The organism is Streptomyces sp. NBC_00028 (assembly GCF_045041065.1).
In the GTDB taxonomy this organism is placed as follows: Bacteria; Actinomycetota; Actinomycetes; order Streptomycetales; family Streptomycetaceae; genus Streptomyces.
Window position 1 is genome coordinate 359245 of sequence record NZ_CP108293.1, and the last position, 20084, is coordinate 379328.

The window sequence follows — 20084 nt, forward strand, 5'->3', positions numbered from 1 at the left end:
CCATGGCCCACACCACCGAACTGCCCGCCCGCAGCCCGAAGACCGCACCCCGCTCCCCGGTCATCCAGGAAGTCGCGGCCCGCAGACACCGTGCCGAGGCCCGCCGCACCCACCTCTCCCTGGGCGAGAGCCGCACCGCCCGCACGCTCACCTTCGCGGTACTGACCCTGCTCGCGCTGCTCTGGCTGCTGCCGGCCGGCTGGGGACTGCTGACCGCGTTCAAGTCGGAGCAGGACGCCAGCGATCCCGTCCACTGGCTGTGGCCGCAGCACGGCTTCACCCTCGACGGGTTCCGCAGTGTGTGGGAGCGCGGCGACCTCCCGCTGTGGATGTTCAACAGCTTCCTCATCGCGGCCGTCGTCACCGTGATCACCGTGGCCGTGTCCGCGATGGCCGGTTACGCCTTCTCCCGCACCCGGTTCGCGGGCCGCAAAGCCCTGTTCACCCTCACCGTGGCGGCCGTCCTGGTGCCACCGCAGATGCTGATCGTGCCCTGGTTCCAGCAGATGCTGACCCTGAACCTGGTCGACACCTACGCGGCCGTGATCCTGCCGCAGACCGTGGCGCCGGTGATGGTGTTCATCCTGAAGCGGCACTTCGACTCCCTGCCAAGCGAGTTGGAGGAGGCCGCGCGCATCGACGGCGCCGGACACATCCGCATCTTCTGGTCCGTGCTCCTGCCGCTGTCCCGCCCGATGCTGTCTGCCGTCGCGATCTTCGTGTTCATCGGGGCCTGGAACAACTTCCTGTGGCCCTTCGTCTCCACCTCGGACCCCGACCTGATGACCCTGCCCGTCGGCATCACGTCGGTGAAGGACGCCTACGGCGTCCAGTACGCACAGTCGATGGCCTCGGCCATGCTGGCCGCGCTGCCGCTGGTGGTCGTCTTCCTGTTCTTCCAGCGGCACATCGTCAAGTCCGTCGCCACGACAGGACTCGGCGGCCAGTGACACCTTCCGTCGGCTGAAAGGCAACAACCACTCAGGCACCACCCCACCCCACGGAGCCGCCCATGAGCACATCCCCCCGCACGGCCCGCACCGCGGCACTGCTCGCCCTGCTGCTCGCCGTGATGTTCTCCCTCGTCTCCACGCCCACGTCGACCGCGGCGCCCCAGGCCGCGGCCGCCACCAGCACCACCTTCCGCAATCCGCTCAACACCGGGCCCGACCCGTACCTGACGTACTTCAACGGCTCCTACTACATGACCACCACGCAGGGCGGCAGCATCCGCATGTGGCGCTCGCCGTCCCTGGCCACCCTGCTCGCCTCCGACCCCGTCACCGTCTGGACCGACACCGACAACTCCCGCAACAAGAACATCTGGGCCGCGGAGTTCTACCGCTTCGACAACCGCTGGTACCTCTACTACACGGCCGACGACGGCGTGGACGACCACCACCGCGTCTACGTCCTCGAATCCGACGCCGACTCCCCCACCGGCCCCTACCACTTCAAGTCGGCGCTGATCCCGCCCAACCACACCGCCGACTTCGCGATCGACCCCAGCGTCTTCACCCACAACGGCAAGCTGTACCTCGCCTACAGCGGCATCAACGCCTACCAGCACAACGGACTCAACATCGCACCCCTGTCGAACCCGTACACCGTCTCCGGCAACGCGGTCGCGATCGACGCGGCGGGCGGCTGCGCGGAGGTGCGTGAGGGGCCGGAGTTCCTGCACCGCAACGGCCGTACCTGGATGACCTATTCGGCGTGCGACACCGGCAAGCCCGACTACCAACTGTGGATGCTGTCCCTGGCCGACGGCGCCGATCCGCTGGTGGCCGCAAACTGGCGGCAGCGCAGCGGCGCGGTGTTCGCCCGCAACGACGCGGTCGGCGTGTACGGCCCCGGCCACCACGCGTTCTTCAAGTCACCCGACGGCACCCAGGACTGGATGGTCTACCACGCCAAAACGACCTCCCAGTACACGTACACCGACCGCACCAGTCGCGCCCAGAGGATCAGTTGGAACGCCGACGGCAGCCCGAACCTCGGGACACCGCTCGCGATGGGCGCCACGCAGAACCTGCCCTCCGGCGACCCCGGTTCGGGCAACCACTGGATCAACGACGACGGTCGCTCCAGTGGTGACGGCACCCTCGCCTACTCCGGGTCGTGGAACTCCGGCACCGGATGTGCGGCGCAGTGCTTCTGGGGCGACGACCACTGGAGCGACCAGGCCGGCAACACCGCGACCTTCACCTTCACGGGCACCAGGGTCGCGCTGTTGTCGGTACGCGACACCGGCAACGGTATCGCCGCGATGAGCGTCGACGGCGGGACGGAGACCCGGGTCGACTTCTACGGCGCGATCCGCACCGGTGAGACCGTCCAGTACGTCAGCCCGAGACTGGCCCCGGGCCGCCACACCCTGCGTGTTCGTGTGACCGGCGAGCACAACGCGCAGTCCACGGGCTCCTTCGTGAGCGTGGACCGGGCCGAGGTGTACACCGGCTGACCTGGCCAGGCGGCGGTCGGTCACCCTCCGGCCGCCGTCCGGCACCGGGCCGGGCTGCCCGCCCGGTCGTTCCGTGACGGTTGGTCAACCGAGTGCTGCGTGAGGTCTGGACAGCCTCAGGAGGCCGTGCTGTCATACGGCTGTCACAGGATTTCCAACGTTGAAAAGGCTTGTGCCGGTGCGGACTCCCCCTCTCACCGGGCCATGGCCTCTTGCGCGAGGAAAGGTTCGATGACACAACACCGCACCCACTCAAGACAGGGCTTGTGGGCCCTGCTCGTCGCGGCCGCCCTGGCTCTGCCCTCACTGGGGCTGCTGCCCGTCGCCACCGCCGCGGAGCAGCCGAGCGTGACGTCGACGTCCACGGTCGCCGAAGCCGCCGTGCAGACGCACGGGCTCAAGGGCGAGTACTTCAGCATGTCGGCGCCCGGAGCCCGCGACTTCGCCAAGCTCGGCGGCACCCTCCTCGACCCCCAGATCAACTTCTCCGGACTGACCAGCACCTTCCAGGAGTTGACCGGCCAGACGGAACACACCACCGCACGGTGGACGGGACAGATAACCGCTCCCTCGACCGGCGACTACACCTTCTACGCCATCGGCGACAACGGCTTCCGGCTGTACATCGATGACAAACCCGTCATCGACCACTGGGTGGGCGACTGGGACAAAGAACAGACCAGCGCACCCGTCCAGCTGACCGCCGGCGAGCAGCACGACTTCCGCCTGGAGCTGTTCCAGGACACCGGCGGAGCCAACATGTACCTGCGCTGGTCGACACCGACGCTGCCCAGGCAGCTCGTGCCGATGTCGGCGTTCACTCCGCCCGGCGACTTCGAGGTCTACCCGGTCGAACCGACCGTCGCCACCGACGGCAAGCGGGTCCGACTGCGCTTCGACGGCAGGACAGGCGGCCTCCAGGCGGTCAAGGACCATCTGGAGATCCAGGCCGACACCACCGAGATGCCCGTCAAGTCCGTCGCGGCCTACCCCGGCGACCCCAACTCCCTTCTCGTCACGCTCTCCGAGGCGATCCAGCTGAACCAGTCGGTCAGGGTCTCCTACGACGGCCAGGGCGGCCTCACCGTCGGCGGCGAGAGCGTGCCGAAGCTGATCCGCTACGCCGAGAACGCCTCCACCCACCGGCTCACCACCCAGTGGGGCGACAAGCTCGACCCGAAGCATCCGCTGCCGGAGTACCCGCGCCCCCAGCAGTTGCGCTCGGCCTGGAAGAACCTCAACGGGCCCTGGCAGTTCAGCGCCGCCGAGGCGGGCGAGACCCCGGTCTTCGGCAAGAAGCTCGACGAGAAGATCATCGTGCCGTTCGCCGTCGAGTCGCAGCTGTCGGGACTGGAGCGGCACGAGGACCACATGTTCTACCGCAAGCTGGTCGACGTACCCAGCAGTTGGAAGGTCGGCAAGAGCGGACAGGCCAACCGGCTGAAGCTCAACTTCGGTGCCGTGGACTACCGGGCGACCGTGTACGTCAACGGCACGAAGGTCGCCGAACACACCGGCGGCTACAACGCGTTCACCGCCGACATCACCGACGCGCTCAAGGGCAGCGGCCCGCAGGAGATCGTCGTCGCGGTCACCGACACCGGCGGCGCCAACCAGCCCATGGGCAAGCAGTCCACCAACCCCGGCGGCATCTTCTACACACAGACGTCGGGCATCTGGCAGACGGTGTGGATGGAGCCCGTAGCCGCCACGTCCATCGACGACATCGTCACCACCCCTGACATCGACACCTCCACGTTGGCCGTGACGGTCGACTCCCAGAACGCCTCCCCCTCGGCGCGCGTCGAGGCGGTGGCCCGGGACGTAAAGGGCAAGGTCGTCGGCAGGGTCAGCGGCCCGGCCGGCAAGCAGCTGACGCTGCCCGTCGCCAAGCAGCACCTGTGGAGCCCGGACGACCCCTACCTCTACGACCTCGACGTCAAGCTCACCGACGGCCGCGCCACCGACAAGGTCACCAGCTACTTCGGTATGCGCGAGATCGGGGTGAAGAAGGTCGGCGGTTTCAACAAGCTCGTCCTCAACGGCAAGCCGATCTTCTCCCTCGCCACGCTCGACCAGGGCTTCTGGCCCGACGGTCTGTACACCGCGCCCAGCGACGAGGCCCTCGCCTTCGACCTCAAGGCGCACAAGCAGCTCGGCTTCAACGCCGTCCGCAAGCACATCAAGGTCGAACCGGCCCGCTGGTTCTACCACGCGGACAAACTCGGCCTGCTGGTCTGGCAGGACTTCGTCTCCGGGAACATCAACGACGAGAGCGGCCAGAAGGCCTTCGTCGAGCAGGGCCGGGAGACCATGCGCCAGCACCACAACGCGCCCTCGGTCATCGGCTGGATCGTCTTCAACGAGGGCTGGGGCGAGTGGAGCCGCGAGGAGACCGGCCGGATCACCGAGGCCGTGCAGGCCGCCGACCCGTCCCGTGTCGTCAACGCCCACAGCGGTGTCAACTGCTGCAACTCCAAGGGGGATTCAGGCAAGGGCGACATCATCGACCACCACGACTACAACAACACCGACCCCGCCTTCCCGGACGACACCCGGGCGGCGATGGACGGCGAACACGGCGGGTTCGTGCTGCGCACCCCGGGCCACATGTGGCCGGGCGCCCCGACCGTGATCTACAGCGGCGTCAACTCCAAGGAGGAGCTGACCCGCAAGTACGTGGCGAACACCGAGCAGTTCTATCTCGCGCAGGCCGGCGCGGAACTGTCCGGCTCGGTCTACACCCAGATCACCGACCTGGAGAACGAGCTCAACGGCCTCTACACCTACGACCGTCGGGAGATCAAGGTCGACGCGGCCCAGGTGCGGGCGGTCAACCGCAAGGTGATCGCCGCGGGCGCCGCGGCCGGCTCGCACAAGCCACTGACCGGCGGCCGGTGGAACCTGGACGAGAACACCGGCACGACCGCCGCGGGACAGGGGCCTGACACCTAGCCCCTGACCCTGCGCGAGGGCGCGTCCTGGACCCCCGGGGTCAGCGGCAGCGCCCTCAAGTTCGACGGCCAGAAGCAGTACGCCCAGACCGCGGGCCCCGTCCTCGACACCTCAGGCAGCTACTCGGTGGCCGCCTGGGTCCGTCTCGACCAGCTCCCCGGCAACTACGCCACCGCGGTCAGCCAGGACTCCCGTGCCACGGGCATCGGACGATCTCACGGCGGGTCTCGCCCCTCCTGGGTGCGGCGTTCGTAGTACGCCCGGGTGCGCGGGTCGTGGCGCAGGCGGGTGAACACGATGCGGTGCAGGACAGCGTTCGCCTGACGGTCGCCGCCGTAATTGAGCCGACGCGTGCGCCGCCGGCCAGAGGAGTACTCGATGGGGCGGACTCCGCAAAGGACAGCAAGGACGCCTCAGTGTTCAGTCGCTCGGGATTGTCCCCCACGGTGATCAGGAGAGTGGCGGCACTCTCCGGGCCGAAGCCCACCGGTACGAGCAGTTGCGGCGCGTGGCGTTCGACGATCCGGGTCAGGCGTTGGTTCAGCTCGTTGATCTGTCCGCTGAGCTGTTCGATGGGTTTGGCGAGCATGCTTAACCACCGCGTCCTCGTCTCCCCCGCCATCGGGTGGGCTGAGCGTCGCGCAGGTGCGGAACAGCTCGGCATTGCCCAAGCTCGACAACCGTTCCCGCAGGGCGGGGTCGGCGATCACTAGGATGGCCTTGAGCAGCCGGCATGCAGCGGGCCAGGGCCGCCCCGATGGAGCTGGCTTCCGACTCGATGGCTCATCGCGTACTCGGCACCAACCGCACGGACGGTCAGAACAGTGACGGCGCTTGGTCGGGTACGCCCCTGTCGAGACAGCCCCCTCGGCATCAGCAGCGGACCATCACCGGCCAGCGGTCGGCGAGCGGCAGTACGTCGGCGGCGGTTCGTATCGAGCGCTCAGGTCTCGCGGGCAGTGGATCATCCTGCCACGCTCTCCGGGTACCGTCAGGGTATGAGTCATCCGCACCCCGAGCTGAAAGCCGCCCCGCCTCTTGCCGAAGGAGGGCTCCGGGTCATCGCCCTGGGCGGCCTCGGCGAGATCGGCCGCAACATGACCGTCTTCGAGCACGCGGGCAAGCTGCTCATCGTCGACTGCGGCGTCCTGTTCCCCGAGGAGACCCAACCCGGCGTGGACGTGATCCTGCCGGACTTCACCTCGATCCGGGACCGCCTGGACGACGTCGTGGCCGTGGTGCTCACCCACGGCCACGAGGACCACATCGGCGGCGTGCCGTACCTGCTGCGCGAGCGGCGCGACATTCCCGTCGTCGGTTCCAAGCTCACGCTGGCGTTCCTGGAGGCCAAGCTCAAGGAACACGGCATCCGGCCGCGCACGGTGCGGGTGCGGGAGGGTGACCGGCGCGGCTTCGGTCCCTTCGACCTCGAGTTCGTGGCGGTCAACCACTCCATCCCGGACAGCCTCGCGGTCGCGATCCGCACCAGCGCCGGACTGGTGCTGCACACCGGCGACTTCAAGATGGACCAGTTCCCCCTCGACGACCGCATCACCGATCTGCGCGCCTTCGCCCGCCTCGGTGAGGAAGGCGTCGACCTGTTCCTCACCGACTCAACCAACGCCGAAGTGCCCGGCTTCACCACCTCCGAGCGGGAGCTGAACCCGGCGATCGAGCAGGTCATGCGCACCGCTCCGCGCCGGGTCATCGTCTCCAGCTTCGCCAGTCATGTACACCGCATCCAGCAGGTTCTGGACGCCGCCCACCAGCACGGCCGCAAGGTCGCCTTCGTCGGCCGGTCGATGGTCCGCAACATGGGCATCGCCCGTGACCTGGGCTATCTGAAGGTCCCCTCCGGTCTGGTCGTGAGCACGAAGGAGCTGGAGAAGCTCCCGGACCACAAGGTCACTCTGGTGTGCACCGGCTCGCAGGGCGAACCGATGGCCGCGCTGTCACGGATGGCCAACCGCGACCACGTGATCCGCATCGGCAAGGGCGACACCGTCCTGCTCGCCAGCTCCCTCATCCCCGGCAACGAGAACGCCATCTACCGGGTGATCAACGGCCTGACCCGGTGGGGCGCCCACGTGGTCCACAAGGGCAACGCCAAGGTGCACGTCTCCGGGCATGCCAGCGCCGGCGAACTCGTCTACTGCTACAACATCGTCAAGCCCCGCAACGTCATGCCCGTGCACGGCGAATGGCGCCACCTGCGGGCCAACGGCGACCTCGCCATCCGTACCGGTGTCGACCCCGAGCGGGTCGTCATCGCCGAGGACGGCGTCGTCGTCGACCTCGTCGACGGGCGCGCGTCCATCACCGGCAAGGTCCCCGCCGGCAACGTCTACGTGGACGGCATGGAAGTCGGCGGCGCCACCGAGGCGTCCCTCAAGGACCGCCTCACCCTCGCGGAGGAAGGCGTCGTCACGGTGGTGGCGATCGTCGATGCCGACACCGGCGCCCTCGCGGAGGCCCCCGACTTCCTGGCCCGCGGCTTCGTCCACGACGACACCACATTCGAGCCGGTCATCCCCGTCATCGAGAAGACCCTGGCCACTGCGGCCGAGGAAGGCGTCGGGGACGCCCGCCAACTCGAACAACTGGTCGCCCGCGCCGTGGCGAACTGGGCGTTCCGCACCCACCGTCGCAAGCCCCTCATCATCCCCGTCATCATCGACGCCTGAACCACAGCCCGGCAGCACGGTCCCGTTCCGGCGGCGGCGCCGCCGGTATCGAGGTCGGGCACGGGGCCGGCGGCCACCCCAGCAGGTCGGGGTGGCATCGCATCCCACATGAGGAGTCATCGAGAACATCTCGCCGGTGGCGGAACGCATGAGTGCGTGAGCGGGCCCGCCGCGTTGTCGTGGTCATCCGGGGAGGTAGCGGCGGATGGTAGTGCCGGCGGGGCCGGTGTGGACAGGACGAGGTCCGCAAGTGGGTGGACGAGTGGAAGCCCCCGGCCGCCGGGCTGCGTGGGATGGGACGGGCGACCGGCCAGGGGATCGTTCAGTTGTCCGCTGTCGTGGCTCACGCAGACGATCCGGTCGCTCTCGGCCCCGATCCACGGCGTGTCCGAGCCGGCGCCGTGGACGACGCTGTTGGTGGACAGCTCCGCCACCGCGCTCAGGAGTCGAGGCCGAGTTCGGCCCAGACCGTTTTGCCGGGGTGACCGGGGGTGACGCCCCAGCGTCGGGCGAGTCGGTCTAGGAGTTGGATGCCAAAGCCACCGGGCTCGGTGTTCGCGGTGGCGCGTTTGCGGGGCCAGCGGTCGCTGGAATCGCTTACGGCTATGTGCAGCCACCGCCCGTTCCAGATGAGCTGGATCAGGGGCGGGCCGGAGCCGTGGCGGATGGCGTTGGTGATCAGTTCCGAGACGAGCAGTTCGGCGGTCTGGATCATCCGCTGCCGGCGCAGCGGGCCACCGAAACCGTCCAGGCAGTCGCGGACCCAGTGCCGGGCGGCCGTGATGCTCGCCGTGACTGCGGGGAAACGCGTCTCGCAGGATGGGGTGGTCGATTCGCCGTTCACGAGGTTCCTCCAGCGTGGGTGGCTCTGGGCCACCGCCGACCGGTGCTCTGCGCAGCCGATGGGAGCCGATGGCGTCCCATGAAGTGGTGTAGCCGGGCCCGGTCCCGGAACGCGCGGGTGTCTGCCCGGGGCGTGCATCCGTTGACCGTGCATGCTCCCTGAACAAGGGCAGGCCATCGCGCAAGTCTCCCTGGTGAACGGGCAGTTCAACCGGAGGAGCACGCGATGGCCTTGTCCCAGTCTGAGCTGATGCGGCTGCTGGAGTCACTACGTCGGGCAGAGGGAGTTGAAGCAATCAGGGTGGTGTGCGAGCGCATCCTGCAGGAGCTCATCGAGGCCGAGGCCACCGACGCGATCGGTGCCGCCCCTCACGAGCACACCGACAAGCGCACGACCTGGCGCAACGGACACCGCGACCGCCTGCTGACCACCCAGGCCGGCGACCTCGATCTGAAGATCCCGAAGGTGCGGACCGGCTCGTTCTTCCCGTCGCTGCTGGAACGCAGGCGGCGCATCGACCGGGCGCTGTTCGCCGTGGTGATGGAGGCATACGTGCACGGGGTCTCCACCCGCAGCGTGGATGACCTGGTCAAAGCACTCGGTGCGGACAGCGGGATCTCCAAGTCCGAGGTCTCGCGGATCTGCGGTGAGCTGGATGAGGAGCTGACCGCGTTCAAGGAACGGCCGCTGGATCACACCGTCTTCCCCTACGTCTTCCTGGACGCGACCTATTGCAAGGCCAGGGTGAATCACCGGATCGCCTCGCAGGCCGTGGTCATCGCCACCGGGATCTCGGCCACCGGGCACCGAGAGATCCTCGGTGTGATGGTCGGCGACAGCGAGTCGAAGCCGTTCTGGACGAAGTTCCTGCGCTCGCTTCGGGCCCGCGGCCTGGAGAACGTCCAGCTGGTCATCTCCGACAGCCACAGCGGCCTGGTGGCCGCGATCCGCACCGTCTTCCTCGGCGCGGCCTGGCAACGCTGCCGCGTCCACTTCGTCCGCGACGTCTTCGCCGTGATCGAAAAGGGTTCCGGGGAGATGGTCGCGGCCACCATCCGCACTATCTTCGCGCAGACCACAGCCTCGGCCGTCCGCACCCAGCTGGACGTGGTCGCTGACATGCTCGGACGACAGTTCCCGCAGGTCAAGAAGATGCTGCTGGATGCCGCACCGGACATCACGGCGTTCGCGGACTTCCCGCCGGCGCACTGGAAGAAGATCTGGTCGACCAACCCGCTGGAGCGGCTGAACCGGGAGATCAAACGGCGGGCCGACGTCGTCCAGGTCTTTCCCAACCCCGCCGCCCTGGACCGGCTCGCCGCGGCAGTCCTGGCCGAACTCCACGATGAATGGCAGGTCTTCGACCGCCGCTACCTCTCCGAAGCCTCCATGGCCGAACTCTTCACCACCCAGCCCACCTCACCCGAGCCGCAGATCACCCCGCAACCGGAATCGAAACAGCTGCCGTGACTACACCACCCCGCGGGACGTGACCTGGGAGCCGTCTGCCGGGTTACCCATGCCTGCCCGGTGAACCATCTGTGTCTGCCGGGTGACCGGCACATCCTGCGAACGTCCTCCGCCGGCAATTCGACGGTGTCGGCGCATGCTGGGTGAGTGCGCTGTAGCCCCCTCGACGCCTTCGGTACCGGATGGACGAAGACACGGCCGTTTTGGCCGTTCCGGCACCTCGTCCCGATGGCGAAGCACAGCTGTGAGCGAGATGCCCGCCGACACCAGGCGCACTCCCTCTGGGCATCACCGTGCTCCTGACCGTCTGGCACCATGCCGGCAGGACGGCGGGCTGCGCCGTCTAAACGGATTGCCGCCTTGTGTCAGATCCGCGATTCCGTGAGCACGGTGGCTGAGGCGGCGTACGGCATCGGTGCAGCCAGAGCATTGACGCCTTCTGCCACCGCGGTGCCCTGTTCGCCGAGAGCACGGTTCGAACCGGCGCACACGCAGTGAAGGCCCGGCGGATGCCGGGCCTTCACGTTTGAGTAGCGGGGACAGGATTTGAACCTGCGACCTCTGGGTTATGAGCCCAGCGAGCTACCGAGCTGCTCCACCCCGCGTCGGTACGGTGAACTGTACGGCACCGATCGGAATCGACCCAATCGACTTTCGCATGCGCACGGAGCGGGCCCGCCTACTAGACCTCGTGACAGCCGAACCAGCGGGGTGAGGGGTCGGGCCGCCGCAGGGCGTAGACGACCGCGCCCCCACTGTTTAGGGACCGCCGACAACGATCAGGACGACTACGGCTGCTCCGCCGGTGTGCAGGAAGTCGGGAAGTTGACACGCTCGTCGCTCTGAAGGGCGAGGTGCAAGTCAAACGCCCACACACCGGGTCACCGCAGGAAATGATCACGCCACACACGAGACCGTGCGTGCGGTGCCCGCCGACGCTGACGGGCACGCTCGTCTCATGCTGCTGCCGTCGGGTTCGCTGATTTGGCGGCGCGGCGATATTCGGCGTTGATGCGCTGGGCTTCCTCGAGTTGGTCTTCGAGGATGACGATCCGGCAGGCGGCCTCGATGGGAGTCCCCTGGTCGACGAGTTCCCGGGCCCGGGCGGCCATGCGCAACTGGTAGCGGGAGTAGCGGCGGTGGCCACCTGCGGAGCGGAGCGGGGTGATGAGGTGGGCTTCGCCGATGGCGCGGAGGAAGCCTTGTGTGGTGCCGAGCATCTCTGCGGCCCGGCCCATGGTGTAGGCGGGGTAATCGTCGTCGTCGAGACGGCTGAAGGTGTCGTCTGCTGTCATTGCACCTCTCTGCGGAACGCGCGGAGGGGCCCTGGCGCCGTACTGGCACCAGGGCCCCGAAGGAACTACTACACCATCTGCCGGCCCTGATACTGCACCGGCCCTCTGTTTCCGCGGACCCGACCGAGACGCTGTCGGGGGCGCGTGGATCGCGGTTGCTTGACCGGAGACCACCTCACTATCGATGTCCTGCGGTACCCGGGTCCAAGATTTCCACCCGGGCGATCCTGATGGCGCTTGGCTCCTCCGTTCTTCCCTCTTGATCAACTACTCGGAAAATGCGAATTGCTGGTACCGCAAACTGCTGGTGGCCTCGAACAGCGCCACCGAGGTACTGCTCACTGACTTCACTGCTGGTACTGCGAACTTGCACTTACGGGTACTGCCAGTGCGGGTACTGCTGATGGCGGCCCCTGATCACTGCGGGCCACCCGGTCCGGTCGTCAGTCCCGTCGCCGTCCTGCAACCGCTCTGGCTTCGGAACTCCACCACCGCACCGTCCTACGAACTGCAACTGCTGCACTACTGCCCGGCAGTTCATGTCTGCCGGGCCTCGCTCGATCTCGGCTACGGGAGAAACTTAACCACACTGCAGCCCAATGTCTACTCTGGCCAACATAGATTTTCGCGTGCTGGAAGACGAGGTAGTCCGCCTCGACCGGTCCATGGATGGTTCAGGCAGCTCCGAGGCTCAGTCCGGTGCTCACAGTGACCCCCCGCCGCGCAGCACGTCGGGCTGAGCGTCGCGTCGCCGACTGCGCCGCGGCTACCCTCGGCGGGCACCGGCCGGCACTGCGTCTGCGAAGAACACCACCGACCGGGACAGACGCTTCCAGCCGTGGCGCCCGGCACGTCGGCCGTTGACGGGCGCGGCACGAGGTCTGCGCCGCCCTCGACGATCCCGGGATGATCGAGCAGCTCGTGGAAGTCCGCACTCGGGTACCGCGATCCACGGGCCGACGCTCCTGCTGCCGCCTCAGCGCCCTGACGAGGATCTGCTTCCTCGTCCGCGGCCGCTCTCTCGCGCTCGCCCAGCCGGCGGCATCGTCGCGGATGGGCCGGTTGTTCGAACCGGCACGACCCCCGACCCGAGCGGACCGTGGGCTACCAGAGACACGGGCTTACGGCGGGAGGTGCCGTCATGCGTCGACTGTGGTCCTCACCCCCCTTCGGGCAAGCGCTGGGGCTCTGCGGGGTCGGCGGGTGAGAGGCGGGCGCGGGGGGGGGGCGGGGAGGCACGGGCCTTCCTCGAAGGTTTATCGCGGTCGGCCGCGGCCGGCGGACACCATTGTCCTGGTCGTGTCCGAGCGCGTCACCATGCCCTGTGCCACGGCGGGGGCCGCTGCACACTGGAAGTGACTGCGCACCCCGACGCCATCGAGGTGGCCGTAGACGAGGGCGGTCGGCATGCGCCACACATGCGCACCCTTGACCTGAACACCGGCGCCCGGGGCTTCGGCTGCCCCATGGACAACCGCCTCGTCCGCACCACGGCGGCCCCCCACCGGGCCTCCGGCGGCAAAGACCTTGCGCGCCTGCCTTGCCTGGTGGCGTCACCGCTCAACCAGCCGGATGGCCGGTGAATACAATCTGCCTCGTGTCGAAGCCTGACGAACTGCTGGTTGACCTCGCCACCCTGGTGGAGTCCGGCCAAAGCAATCAGATGTCCCTGACCGTGGTCACCGGTGGCGCTGTCATCACCGGTCGGCTGGCTCCCGAAGCAGTGTGGCGACAGAGGGTCTCGGAGGTACTGACGGATTCCGCCCACGTGGGCGAGTTCGCCACTGCCTTCAACACCCCCGCAACAAACGGGCCGCCTACACATCTGCACTTCCACGTCGCCCGGATCCTGCAGGGCGCCATGGGAATCCCCGAGACAGGCGGAATGTACCGCGTTGCGATCGAGGACGTCAGCGCCTGGACCGTAGGCGACTTCAGCTATTCCGACCACTGAGAAGCGGCGACGGGAACCCGCCGCCAGCAGTGTGGGCCCGACCGGCGTACCGGTCGGGCCCACACTGCTGATCAGCTGTCGGCTTATGCCTGTCTCCCCGATCAGACCGTCACGGGGACGCCCAGCGGCGCGGCCTTGGGGAGGGCACGGCAGGTGAAGCCGAGCTGGGCCATGGCCCGCAGGACCTCGGCGGCGCTGAAGTCACGGCGATCCTGGCGGGTGATGACTTGGCCGACTTGCTTCACGGGGTAGTGGCGACGGCCGATGATCACCGATTCTCCGGTGACCGGTTCGGGCTTGATGCCCTTCATCGATTCCAGCACTCCGTCCTTGGTGAGCTCGAAGGGGAAGCGGGCGATGACGCAGCGCATGTGGCCTCACAGGGAGAAGGGAAGAACGGTCCGACCAGGGGTGAGGCGTATCAGCGGGAGAAGGCGAGGATGCCCGGGGCGCTGCCTTGCTCGTCTACGACTCGCAGGGCACCGAGCCGTCGCGAGCGCATCGCGTGCTCGGCTTCGCCCATCGTGGTCACTCGGGAGGCGAACGATCCGTGGTCGCCGAGGATGTCGCGCAGGCGGACGCGGTCCGCTTGAGCGCCGCTGTCGCGGACGGCGGTGAGGTCGGTTCGGGTCACCAGGCCGATGCGCTGGTCGTCCTGGTCGCAGACGACCAGTCGGCCCGTGCGTGCGGCGGCCATGACGGCCAGCGCCACCTCGACGCTCATGTCGTCACAGACCTGCGGCCCTGCCGCGTCCATGACCTCCTGCGCCGTCCTGTGCGTCGAGTCGGCGTCCGCCGGGCGGGGCTGCGTCTGAACCAGCGTCAAAAGGTGCCTCCTGTGGAGAGATGGGTCAGCTTCACGGTCACGAAGGTTTTAGGCCACCGCGTCGATGACTGGCTGGCGTACGGAGATGCGCGGGGTAGCCGCCGAGGAGCGGCGGCGCCGACCTCGGGAGGAGGCGCTGCGCTTGGGGCGTTCGACCGCCGGTGCTGTGATGACGACCGGGATGCCCGAGGGGGCCTGGGCGCCGGTGATCCGCCTCAGGGCCTCGTCGCCCGAGCGGATCTGGGTGGTCTGCGGCCGGATTCCCGCGTCCGCCATGAGGCGGACCATGCCTCGGCGCTGGTTCGGTGTGACGAGGGTGACGACGCTGCCGGACTCGCCGGCGCGGGCGGTACGGCCGCCGCGATGGAGGTAGTCCTTGTGGTCGGTCGGCGGATCGACGTTGACGACCAGGTCGAGGTTGTCGACGTGGATGCCGCGCGCCGCGACATTGGTTGCCACCAGCACGGTGACGTGCCCCGTCTTGAACTGCGCCAGTGTGCGGGTCCGCTGGGGCTGCGACTTGCCGCCGTGCAGCGCGGCAGCCCGCACCCCGCTGTTGAGCAGGTCCTGGGTCAGCCGGTCGACGGCGTGCTTGGTGTCCAGGAACATGATCACGCGGCCGTCGCGGGCGGCGATCTCGGTCGTGGCGGCGTACTTGTCGGCGCCGTGGACGTGCAGGACGTGGTGCTCCATCGTCGTGACCGCACCGGCCGACGGGTCGACGGAGTGCACGACGGGGTCAGTCAGGTAGCGGCGCACCAGAAGGTCGACGTTGCGGTCCAGGGTGGCGGAGAACAGCATCCGCTGCCCCTCCGGACGCACCTGGTCGAGCAGCGCGGTGACCTGGGGCATGAAGCCCATGTCGGCCATCTGGTCAGCCTCGTCCAGCACGGTGATGCCCACGTGGTTCAGCCGGCAGTCGCCACGGTCGATGAGGTCCTTGAGCCGCCCTGGCGTCGCGACGACGACCTCGGCCCCGCCGCGCAGCGCACCGGCCTGCCTACCGATCGACATCCCGCCCACCATCGTGGCCAGCCGCAGCCGCACGGAGCGGGCGTACGGGGTCAGCGCATCGGTCACCTGCTGTGCCAGCTCGCGCGTGGGCACGAGGATCAGCCCCAGCGGCTGGCGGGGTTCAGCGCGCTGTCCAGCGGTGCGGGCGAGCAGGGCGAGGCCGAAGGCCAGGGTCTTGCCGGAACCGGTGCGTCCGCGGCCCAGTACGTCACGGCCCGCCAGGGAGTTCGGCAGCGTCGCTCCCTGGATCGGGAACGGTGCGGTCACACGCTGCCTGCCGAGTTCGGCCAGCAGCTGCTCGGGCATGTCGAGATCGGCGAAGCGCTCAACAGCGGGCAGTGCGGGGGTGATCGTCTTCGGCAGCGCGAACTCACCTTGCACGGCGCCGGGCCGACGGCCGTGACCGCCGGAGCGGGCGGGGGCTCCGGTACGACGGAGTGCCTGCGAGCCGTAGCCGCTGCCGCCCCTTCCAGCGTCGGCGCGGCCGCCGCGGGAGCGGGCGGGGCGGTCGTTCGTGTACGTGCGGTTCATGCGGAACCTTCCTCGATGCGGCACATATCAAGGAATTCCCGCTGCGATGAATGGCACGGAGAATTACAAATATGGACCGGTGGCAAAAGAAAGCAGATCTGGCCGGCGGAAACATCCGTGGGCGCAGGTGCTGAATAATCCTGAAGGAGGAACCGCTCGCAGTGGTCCTGCGGATTCCTCCGCGGCGTCCCGCGGGTAAAAACCGCTGCGGGATACGCATGCAGCTGGGGCCCGCACCCCGAAGGATGCGGGCCCCAGCTACGGATTGCGCGTGAGCGTCAGGCCGGAACGATGTTCTCGGCCGTCGGGCCCTTCTGACCCTGCGCGATGTCGAAGGTCACCTTCTGCCCCTCGAGCAGCTCACGAAAGCCCTGCGCGGCAATGTTCGAGTAGTGGGCGAACACGTCAGCGCCGCCACCGTCCTGCTCGATGAAGCCGAAGCCCTTTTCCGCGTTGAACCACTTCACGGTACCAGCAGCCATGTCATATCTCCTTTGGGGCAGTGCATCGGCATCCGCACTGTGCGGACGCCGAGTCGCCGCGATGATCACCCCGCCCGGAAATGACCGGAAATATAAAAGTGCCCTCCAACCGGCAGAAGCCTGCTGGGGCACTTGAAGTTTCGGGAACCACAACTGCAACTGAGATAGACAGTAGCACGCCGGAACGGCCCGTGTACGTTGGATAATTCCACTCTGCTCTTCGCGACAAAAACTCCCGCTGCACGGCCCCCAAAAATCTGATCCCTCGGGAACAGATATCAACATCTCAGGAAGAGTTGCCGACGGCGTGCTGCGCGACGGTCGGGGGAAAAGCCGCCGCCCAGGAAACGCGTCTGCGAGCCTGTGGGATGACCACGCCGCAGCGGCTGCCGTTCTCGGTCCAGCGCGTGCTGGCGACCGTCGACGGAAGCGCCCGCACACATCGCATCAGCCAACCGGGCCAACGATGGGTCAGCTGCGCCACCAGGAACAGACCGCAGCGGCCTTCGTCCGTGGGTGTCGGTGACTAGCTTCCTCACCCGTGTCCAGGCGGAGTACAACCTGCCGGCGTCCGCCCGCGCAATGGACCTGATCCAACTGGTGGTCGGCGAGCTGGTCACCAACGCCCGCAAGTACCCCCCTGGCCCCGTGCTGATGGAATTGCGCATGATTGGCGCGTCGTGGAAGTGGTCGTGTGGGACAGCGATCCCGTCCTGCCAGTGACGCGAGCCGCCGCTGCGGGCAGAGTCGGGCAGCACGGGCTGGGGATCGTCATGGCCGTCGCCCAGGGCTTCGAGGCCCAGCCGGAGCCAGCCGGCAAACGCATCACCGCCCGCATCGCTCTGCCCGACCACCCTGGCGGGGACATCATTGGACAGCGAATTCGGCCGGGAGCGGTCGGGGGGGACGCCGTGCCACCGCTGCGGATGATGCGCCCGGAGGGGCCTGCGCAGGGAAAAACCCTCACGCGCCCCCGAAGGCGGCTCCTCCTGGCAGGAGGAGCCGCCTTCGCCAAGGCGCTGAGCTCCGAGGAGGTGAGCGGCCTCTACAGCGACGAGAAGCCCTGATCCCCCCTCCCTCGCATGGGCCGGCCCCGGCCACGGGAGTCCAACTCCCGTGGCCGGGGCCGCTGCACGACTTCAGACGACGCTCAGGGCGCCCAGGGCGCCTCCACCGACCAGGTCGTGTCCTCCGTGAACAGGGAGGGGCTGTCGTAGGTGTGGGTTCCACCCGGGGTGGCGAGCCAGAGTTCGGCGTTGTAGTGGCGCAGGTACTGCTCGGGGAAGTTGTAGGCGGACAGGCGGACGCCTCCGTTCGCGCCGGGGACCGGGCAGAAGGTGGCGTCGGCGCGGAACACGTCGGTCGTGCCGGACTCCTTGTAGACGCGGTAGTCGCGGTGGCGCAGGTACTCGCCGGGGTAGTTGCGGGACTCGAAGCTGTAGCAGGTGTTGTTCGCCAGGCCGGGGACGATCTTCCAGGTGGCGTCGTTCTTGAGCAGTGCGTCGCTGCCGCTGCCCACGACCGCGGTGAAGGCGGCGCCGTCCTGGTGACGGAGATAGCGGTCGGTGTAGCCGGGGGTGGTCACGCGCAGGGACTTGTACTGGCCGGTGGGCAGGGTGGTCGGGGTGGTGGTGCCCTGGGAGGCGTCGATCAGCGCCCGGTTCGCGGCCCGCACCCTCGCCTCGTCGACCTTGACGACCTGGCGGTCGTAGGTGAGCAGGCCGTTGGCCTCGTTCTCCACGTCGGTGATCTCGGTGTAGACGGATGCGGACAGCCCGCGGGGCATGCGGACCTGGCGGATGGCGTCGATCAGGCCCACGAAGCGGTTGTTCAGGTTGGTCTGGCTGGGCTGGTCCTCGTAGCTGAAGCCGCCGCCCGGGTACCACTCGTGGCCGGAGACCTTGTAGCCCAGTCCGCCGAACTCGCCGAGCACGGCGGCTCTGGTGGTGCTGGGCACGGTGGTGCCGGGCCCGACGTAGACGTGGTGGTCGAGGAGGTCGCCGTTGCCGCCGTCGACGGCTCCGCAGCAGTTGACGCCGCTCATGTTGTCGACGAGGCGTGAAGGGTCGTACGCCTTCACCTCGTTGGCGATGCGGGCCTGGTCGTACTGGCCCCAACCCTCGTTCTGGTTGACCCAGACGACGAGCGAGGGTGAGCTGCGGTGCTGGTCGATGATGCGGTCGTACTCGGCCTCCCATTGGGTGCGGGCGGCGCTGTCGGGGGTGCGGGTGTCCATGGCGGGCATGTCCTGCCACACCAGCAGGCCGAGCCGGTCGGCCCAGTAGAACCAGCGTTGGGGCTCCACCTTGATGTGCTTGCGGACCATGTTGAAGCCCAGGTCCTTGTGCTTTTGCAGGTCGTGGCGGAGTGCGGCGTCGGTGGGCGCGGTGTAGATGCCGTCGGGCCAGTAGCCCTGGTCCAAAGTGCCGGTCTGGAAGACGAACTTGCCGTTGAGGACCGGACGCAGATGGCCGCCGACGCTCGCGAGGCCGATGGTGCGCATGCCGGTGTAGCTGCCGACCGAGTCGACGACGGTGGAGCCGGAGAGCAGGTCGGCCTTGACGTCGTACAGGAACGGGTCGTCCGGGGTCCACAGGTGGGGGCTCGGGACGGGGACGGTGAACTCGCTGCCGACCGCGCCGGTGGCCGTGCCGATGGTGGTGCCGCCGGTGGTCACGGTGACGCGGGCCTGGTGGCCGTTGATGCCGGTGCCGCGGACGGTGACCTTCAGTCTGCTGTTGGCAGGGTCCGGGACCAGGTCGAGGCGGGTGACGGCGGCGGAGGCGGTGGGCTCCAGCCACACCGTCTGCCAGATGCCGGAGGCGGCGGTGTAGAAGATGCCTCCGCCGGAGTGCGGGGCGACGTCACGGATGCGCTGTTTGCCGATGGCCTGGTTGCCGGTCTCGGTGGGGTCCCAGACCGAGACGACGACGGTGTTGGTGCCGCCGTTGAGCAGGCTTGTGATGTCGAACGAGAAGGCGTCGTACCCGCCGTTGTGCACCGCGCCCGCCTGGATGCCGTTGACCCACACGGTGGTCCGCCAGTCGCTGGCACCGAAGTTGAGCTGCACGCGGCGGCCGTTCCAGCCGGCGGGGACGGTGAAGGTGCGCTTGTACCAGAGCTTGTCGTTCTGCGTGATCTTGCGCTGGATTCCGGAGAGGGCGGACTCGGCGACGAAGGGGACACGGATCTGTTCGGTGAACGTGGCGGGCCGGCCGGCGTCGGCGGAGGTGACCGCGAAGTCCCAGATGCCGTTGAGATTGGCCCAGTCGGGGCGGGTCAGCTGGGGCCGTGGGTATTCGGGCAGGGGGGTGTCGGTGGGGACCTGGTTGGTCCACGGGGTGGTCATCGGCGACGGCTTGGGCGTCCATGCCTGCGCGGCGGCGGTCGCGGTCCCGGTGGCCGTCAGTGCCAGCGCGGCGAACGTCGCGAGCGTGGCCAGCACGGTGGTCGCCCACCGCAGGCGGTGTCTCAGCAGCCGGGCCAACTGCCCCTGTCGTACGGGTACTCGACGCATCGTGACTCCTTGTGTGGTGGGGGCGGGGAGACGTGCGCGTGCGAAAGG

13 protein-coding genes, 1 tRNA gene and 3 pseudogenes are annotated in these 20084 nt (G+C 68.2%); 7 read left to right on the plus strand and 10 right to left on the minus strand.

Annotated elements, in window-relative coordinates; translation table 11 throughout:
• Positions 1-2 precede the first annotated feature (2 nt).
• From OG885_RS01755 to OG885_RS01765, 3 genes and pseudogenes are all read left to right on the plus strand, one after another.
• Positions 3-950, plus strand: coding sequence for a carbohydrate ABC transporter permease (locus OG885_RS01755; RefSeq protein WP_405724803.1), 948 nt, complete (start codon positions 3-5; stop codon positions 948-950).
• Between the two features lie 62 nt (positions 951-1012).
• Complete coding sequence (locus OG885_RS01760) at positions 1013-2464, plus strand: glycoside hydrolase family 43 protein (RefSeq protein WP_405724806.1); 1452 nt, start codon at positions 1013-1015, stop codon at positions 2462-2464.
• A 231-nt stretch (positions 2465-2695) separates the two neighbouring features.
• Positions 2696-5614 (plus strand): annotated as a pseudogene (locus OG885_RS01765) (PA14 domain-containing protein); the annotation flags it as partial.
• 20 nt (positions 5615-5634) lie between these two features.
• Here OG885_RS01765 and OG885_RS01770 read toward each other — a convergent pair.
• Positions 5635-5799, minus strand: coding sequence for a transposase (locus tag OG885_RS01770; RefSeq protein ID WP_405742543.1), 165 nt, complete (start codon positions 5797-5799; stop codon positions 5635-5637).
• A 618-nt stretch (positions 5800-6417) separates the two neighbouring features.
• Here OG885_RS01770 and OG885_RS01775 point away from each other — a divergent pair.
• A complete protein-coding gene (locus OG885_RS01775) occupies positions 6418-8103 on the plus strand; it encodes a ribonuclease J (RefSeq protein ID WP_405724809.1) in 1686 nt (561 codons plus the stop codon).
• A gap of 439 nt (positions 8104-8542) precedes the next feature.
• Here the strand turns inward: OG885_RS01775 and OG885_RS01780 are convergent, their stop codons facing one another.
• Entirely contained in the window at positions 8543-8947 is a 405-nt protein-coding gene (locus tag OG885_RS01780) for an ATP-binding protein (protein WP_405724812.1), read from the minus strand.
• A gap of 225 nt (positions 8948-9172) precedes the next feature.
• On the opposite strand from OG885_RS01780, the gene OG885_RS01785 reads away from it, so the two are divergent.
• A complete protein-coding gene (locus tag OG885_RS01785; protein WP_405724815.1) occupies positions 9173-10417 on the plus strand; it encodes an IS256 family transposase in 1245 nt (414 codons plus the stop codon).
• A gap of 531 nt (positions 10418-10948) precedes the next feature.
• On the opposite strand, the gene OG885_RS01790 is transcribed toward OG885_RS01785, so the two are convergent.
• The 3 genes and pseudogenes from OG885_RS01790 to OG885_RS01800 form a co-directional block, all read right to left on the minus strand.
• Positions 10949-11022 (minus strand) — tRNA-Met (locus OG885_RS01790).
• A gap of 80 nt (positions 11023-11102) precedes the next feature.
• Positions 11103-11242: pseudogene (locus OG885_RS01795) on the minus strand (hemolysin III family protein); the annotation flags it as partial.
• Between the two features lie 131 nt (positions 11243-11373).
• Complete coding sequence (locus OG885_RS01800; protein WP_405724818.1) at positions 11374-11712, minus strand: MerR family transcriptional regulator; 339 nt, start codon at positions 11710-11712, stop codon at positions 11374-11376.
• 1597 nt (positions 11713-13309) lie between these two features.
• On the opposite strand from OG885_RS01800, the gene OG885_RS01805 reads away from it, so the two are divergent.
• Positions 13310-13666: a hypothetical protein gene (locus OG885_RS01805; protein ID WP_405724560.1), complete on the plus strand. Its 357-nt coding sequence runs from the start codon at positions 13310-13312 to the stop codon at positions 13664-13666.
• Positions 13667-13767: 101 nt separating this feature from the next.
• Here OG885_RS01805 and OG885_RS01810 read toward each other — a convergent pair whose 3' ends face one another.
• From OG885_RS01810 to OG885_RS01825, 4 genes are all read right to left on the minus strand, one after another.
• Positions 13768-14037: an SCO5918 family protein gene (locus tag OG885_RS01810; protein WP_405724821.1), complete on the minus strand. Its 270-nt coding sequence runs from the start codon at positions 14035-14037 to the stop codon at positions 13768-13770.
• 50 nt (positions 14038-14087) lie between these two features.
• Positions 14088-14492, minus strand: coding sequence for a CBS domain-containing protein (locus tag OG885_RS01815; protein ID WP_405724824.1), 405 nt, complete (start codon positions 14490-14492; stop codon positions 14088-14090).
• A 48-nt stretch (positions 14493-14540) separates the two neighbouring features.
• Positions 14541-16037 carry a DEAD/DEAH box helicase gene (locus OG885_RS01820; protein WP_405724827.1) on the minus strand — a complete coding sequence of 499 codons (1497 nt, stop codon included), beginning with the start codon at positions 16035-16037 and terminating at the stop codon, positions 14541-14543.
• Positions 16038-16315: 278 nt separating this feature from the next.
• Positions 16316-16519 (minus strand): cold-shock protein, encoded by a 204-nt coding sequence (locus tag OG885_RS01825; protein ID WP_023586116.1) that lies wholly within the window; start codon positions 16517-16519, stop codon positions 16316-16318.
• Positions 16520-17035: 516 nt separating this feature from the next.
• On the opposite strand from OG885_RS01825, the pseudogene OG885_RS01830 reads away from it, so the two are divergent.
• A pseudogene (locus OG885_RS01830) lies at positions 17036-17394 on the plus strand (ATP-binding protein); the annotation flags it as partial.
• A gap of 275 nt (positions 17395-17669) precedes the next feature.
• Here OG885_RS01830 and OG885_RS01835 read toward each other — a convergent pair.
• Positions 17670-20036 carry an AbfB domain-containing protein gene (locus OG885_RS01835; RefSeq protein ID WP_405724830.1) on the minus strand — a complete coding sequence of 789 codons (2367 nt, stop codon included), beginning with the start codon at positions 20034-20036 and terminating at the stop codon, positions 17670-17672.
• Positions 20037-20084: the final 48 nt, after the last annotated feature.

Excerpts from the sequence above, each read along its gene's own strand:
- OG885_RS01800 (WP_405724818.1), bottom strand. The coding sequence starts at position 11,712 with ATGACAGCAGACGACACCTTCAGCCGTCTCGACGACGACGATTACCCC.
- OG885_RS01820 (WP_405724827.1), bottom strand. The coding sequence starts at position 16,037 with ATGAACCGCACGTACACGAACGACCGCCCCGCCCGCTCCCGCGGCGGC.
- OG885_RS01835 (WP_405724830.1), bottom strand. The coding sequence starts at position 20,036 with ATGCGTCGAGTACCCGTACGACAGGGGCAGTTGGCCCGGCTGCTGAGA.
- OG885_RS01810 (WP_405724821.1), bottom strand. The coding sequence starts at position 14,037 with ATGCGCTGCGTCATCGCCCGCTTCCCCTTCGAGCTCACCAAGGACGGA.
- OG885_RS01760 (WP_405724806.1), top strand. The coding sequence starts at position 1,013 with ATGAGCACATCCCCCCGCACGGCCCGCACCGCGGCACTGCTCGCCCTG.
- OG885_RS01825 (WP_023586116.1), bottom strand. The coding sequence starts at position 16,519 with ATGGCTGCTGGTACCGTGAAGTGGTTCAACGCGGAAAAGGGCTTCGGC.
- OG885_RS01755 (WP_405724803.1), top strand. The coding sequence starts at position 3 with ATGGCCCACACCACCGAACTGCCCGCCCGCAGCCCGAAGACCGCACCC.
- OG885_RS01775 (WP_405724809.1), top strand. The coding sequence starts at position 6,418 with ATGAGTCATCCGCACCCCGAGCTGAAAGCCGCCCCGCCTCTTGCCGAA.
- OG885_RS01785 (WP_405724815.1), top strand. The coding sequence starts at position 9,173 with ATGGCCTTGTCCCAGTCTGAGCTGATGCGGCTGCTGGAGTCACTACGT.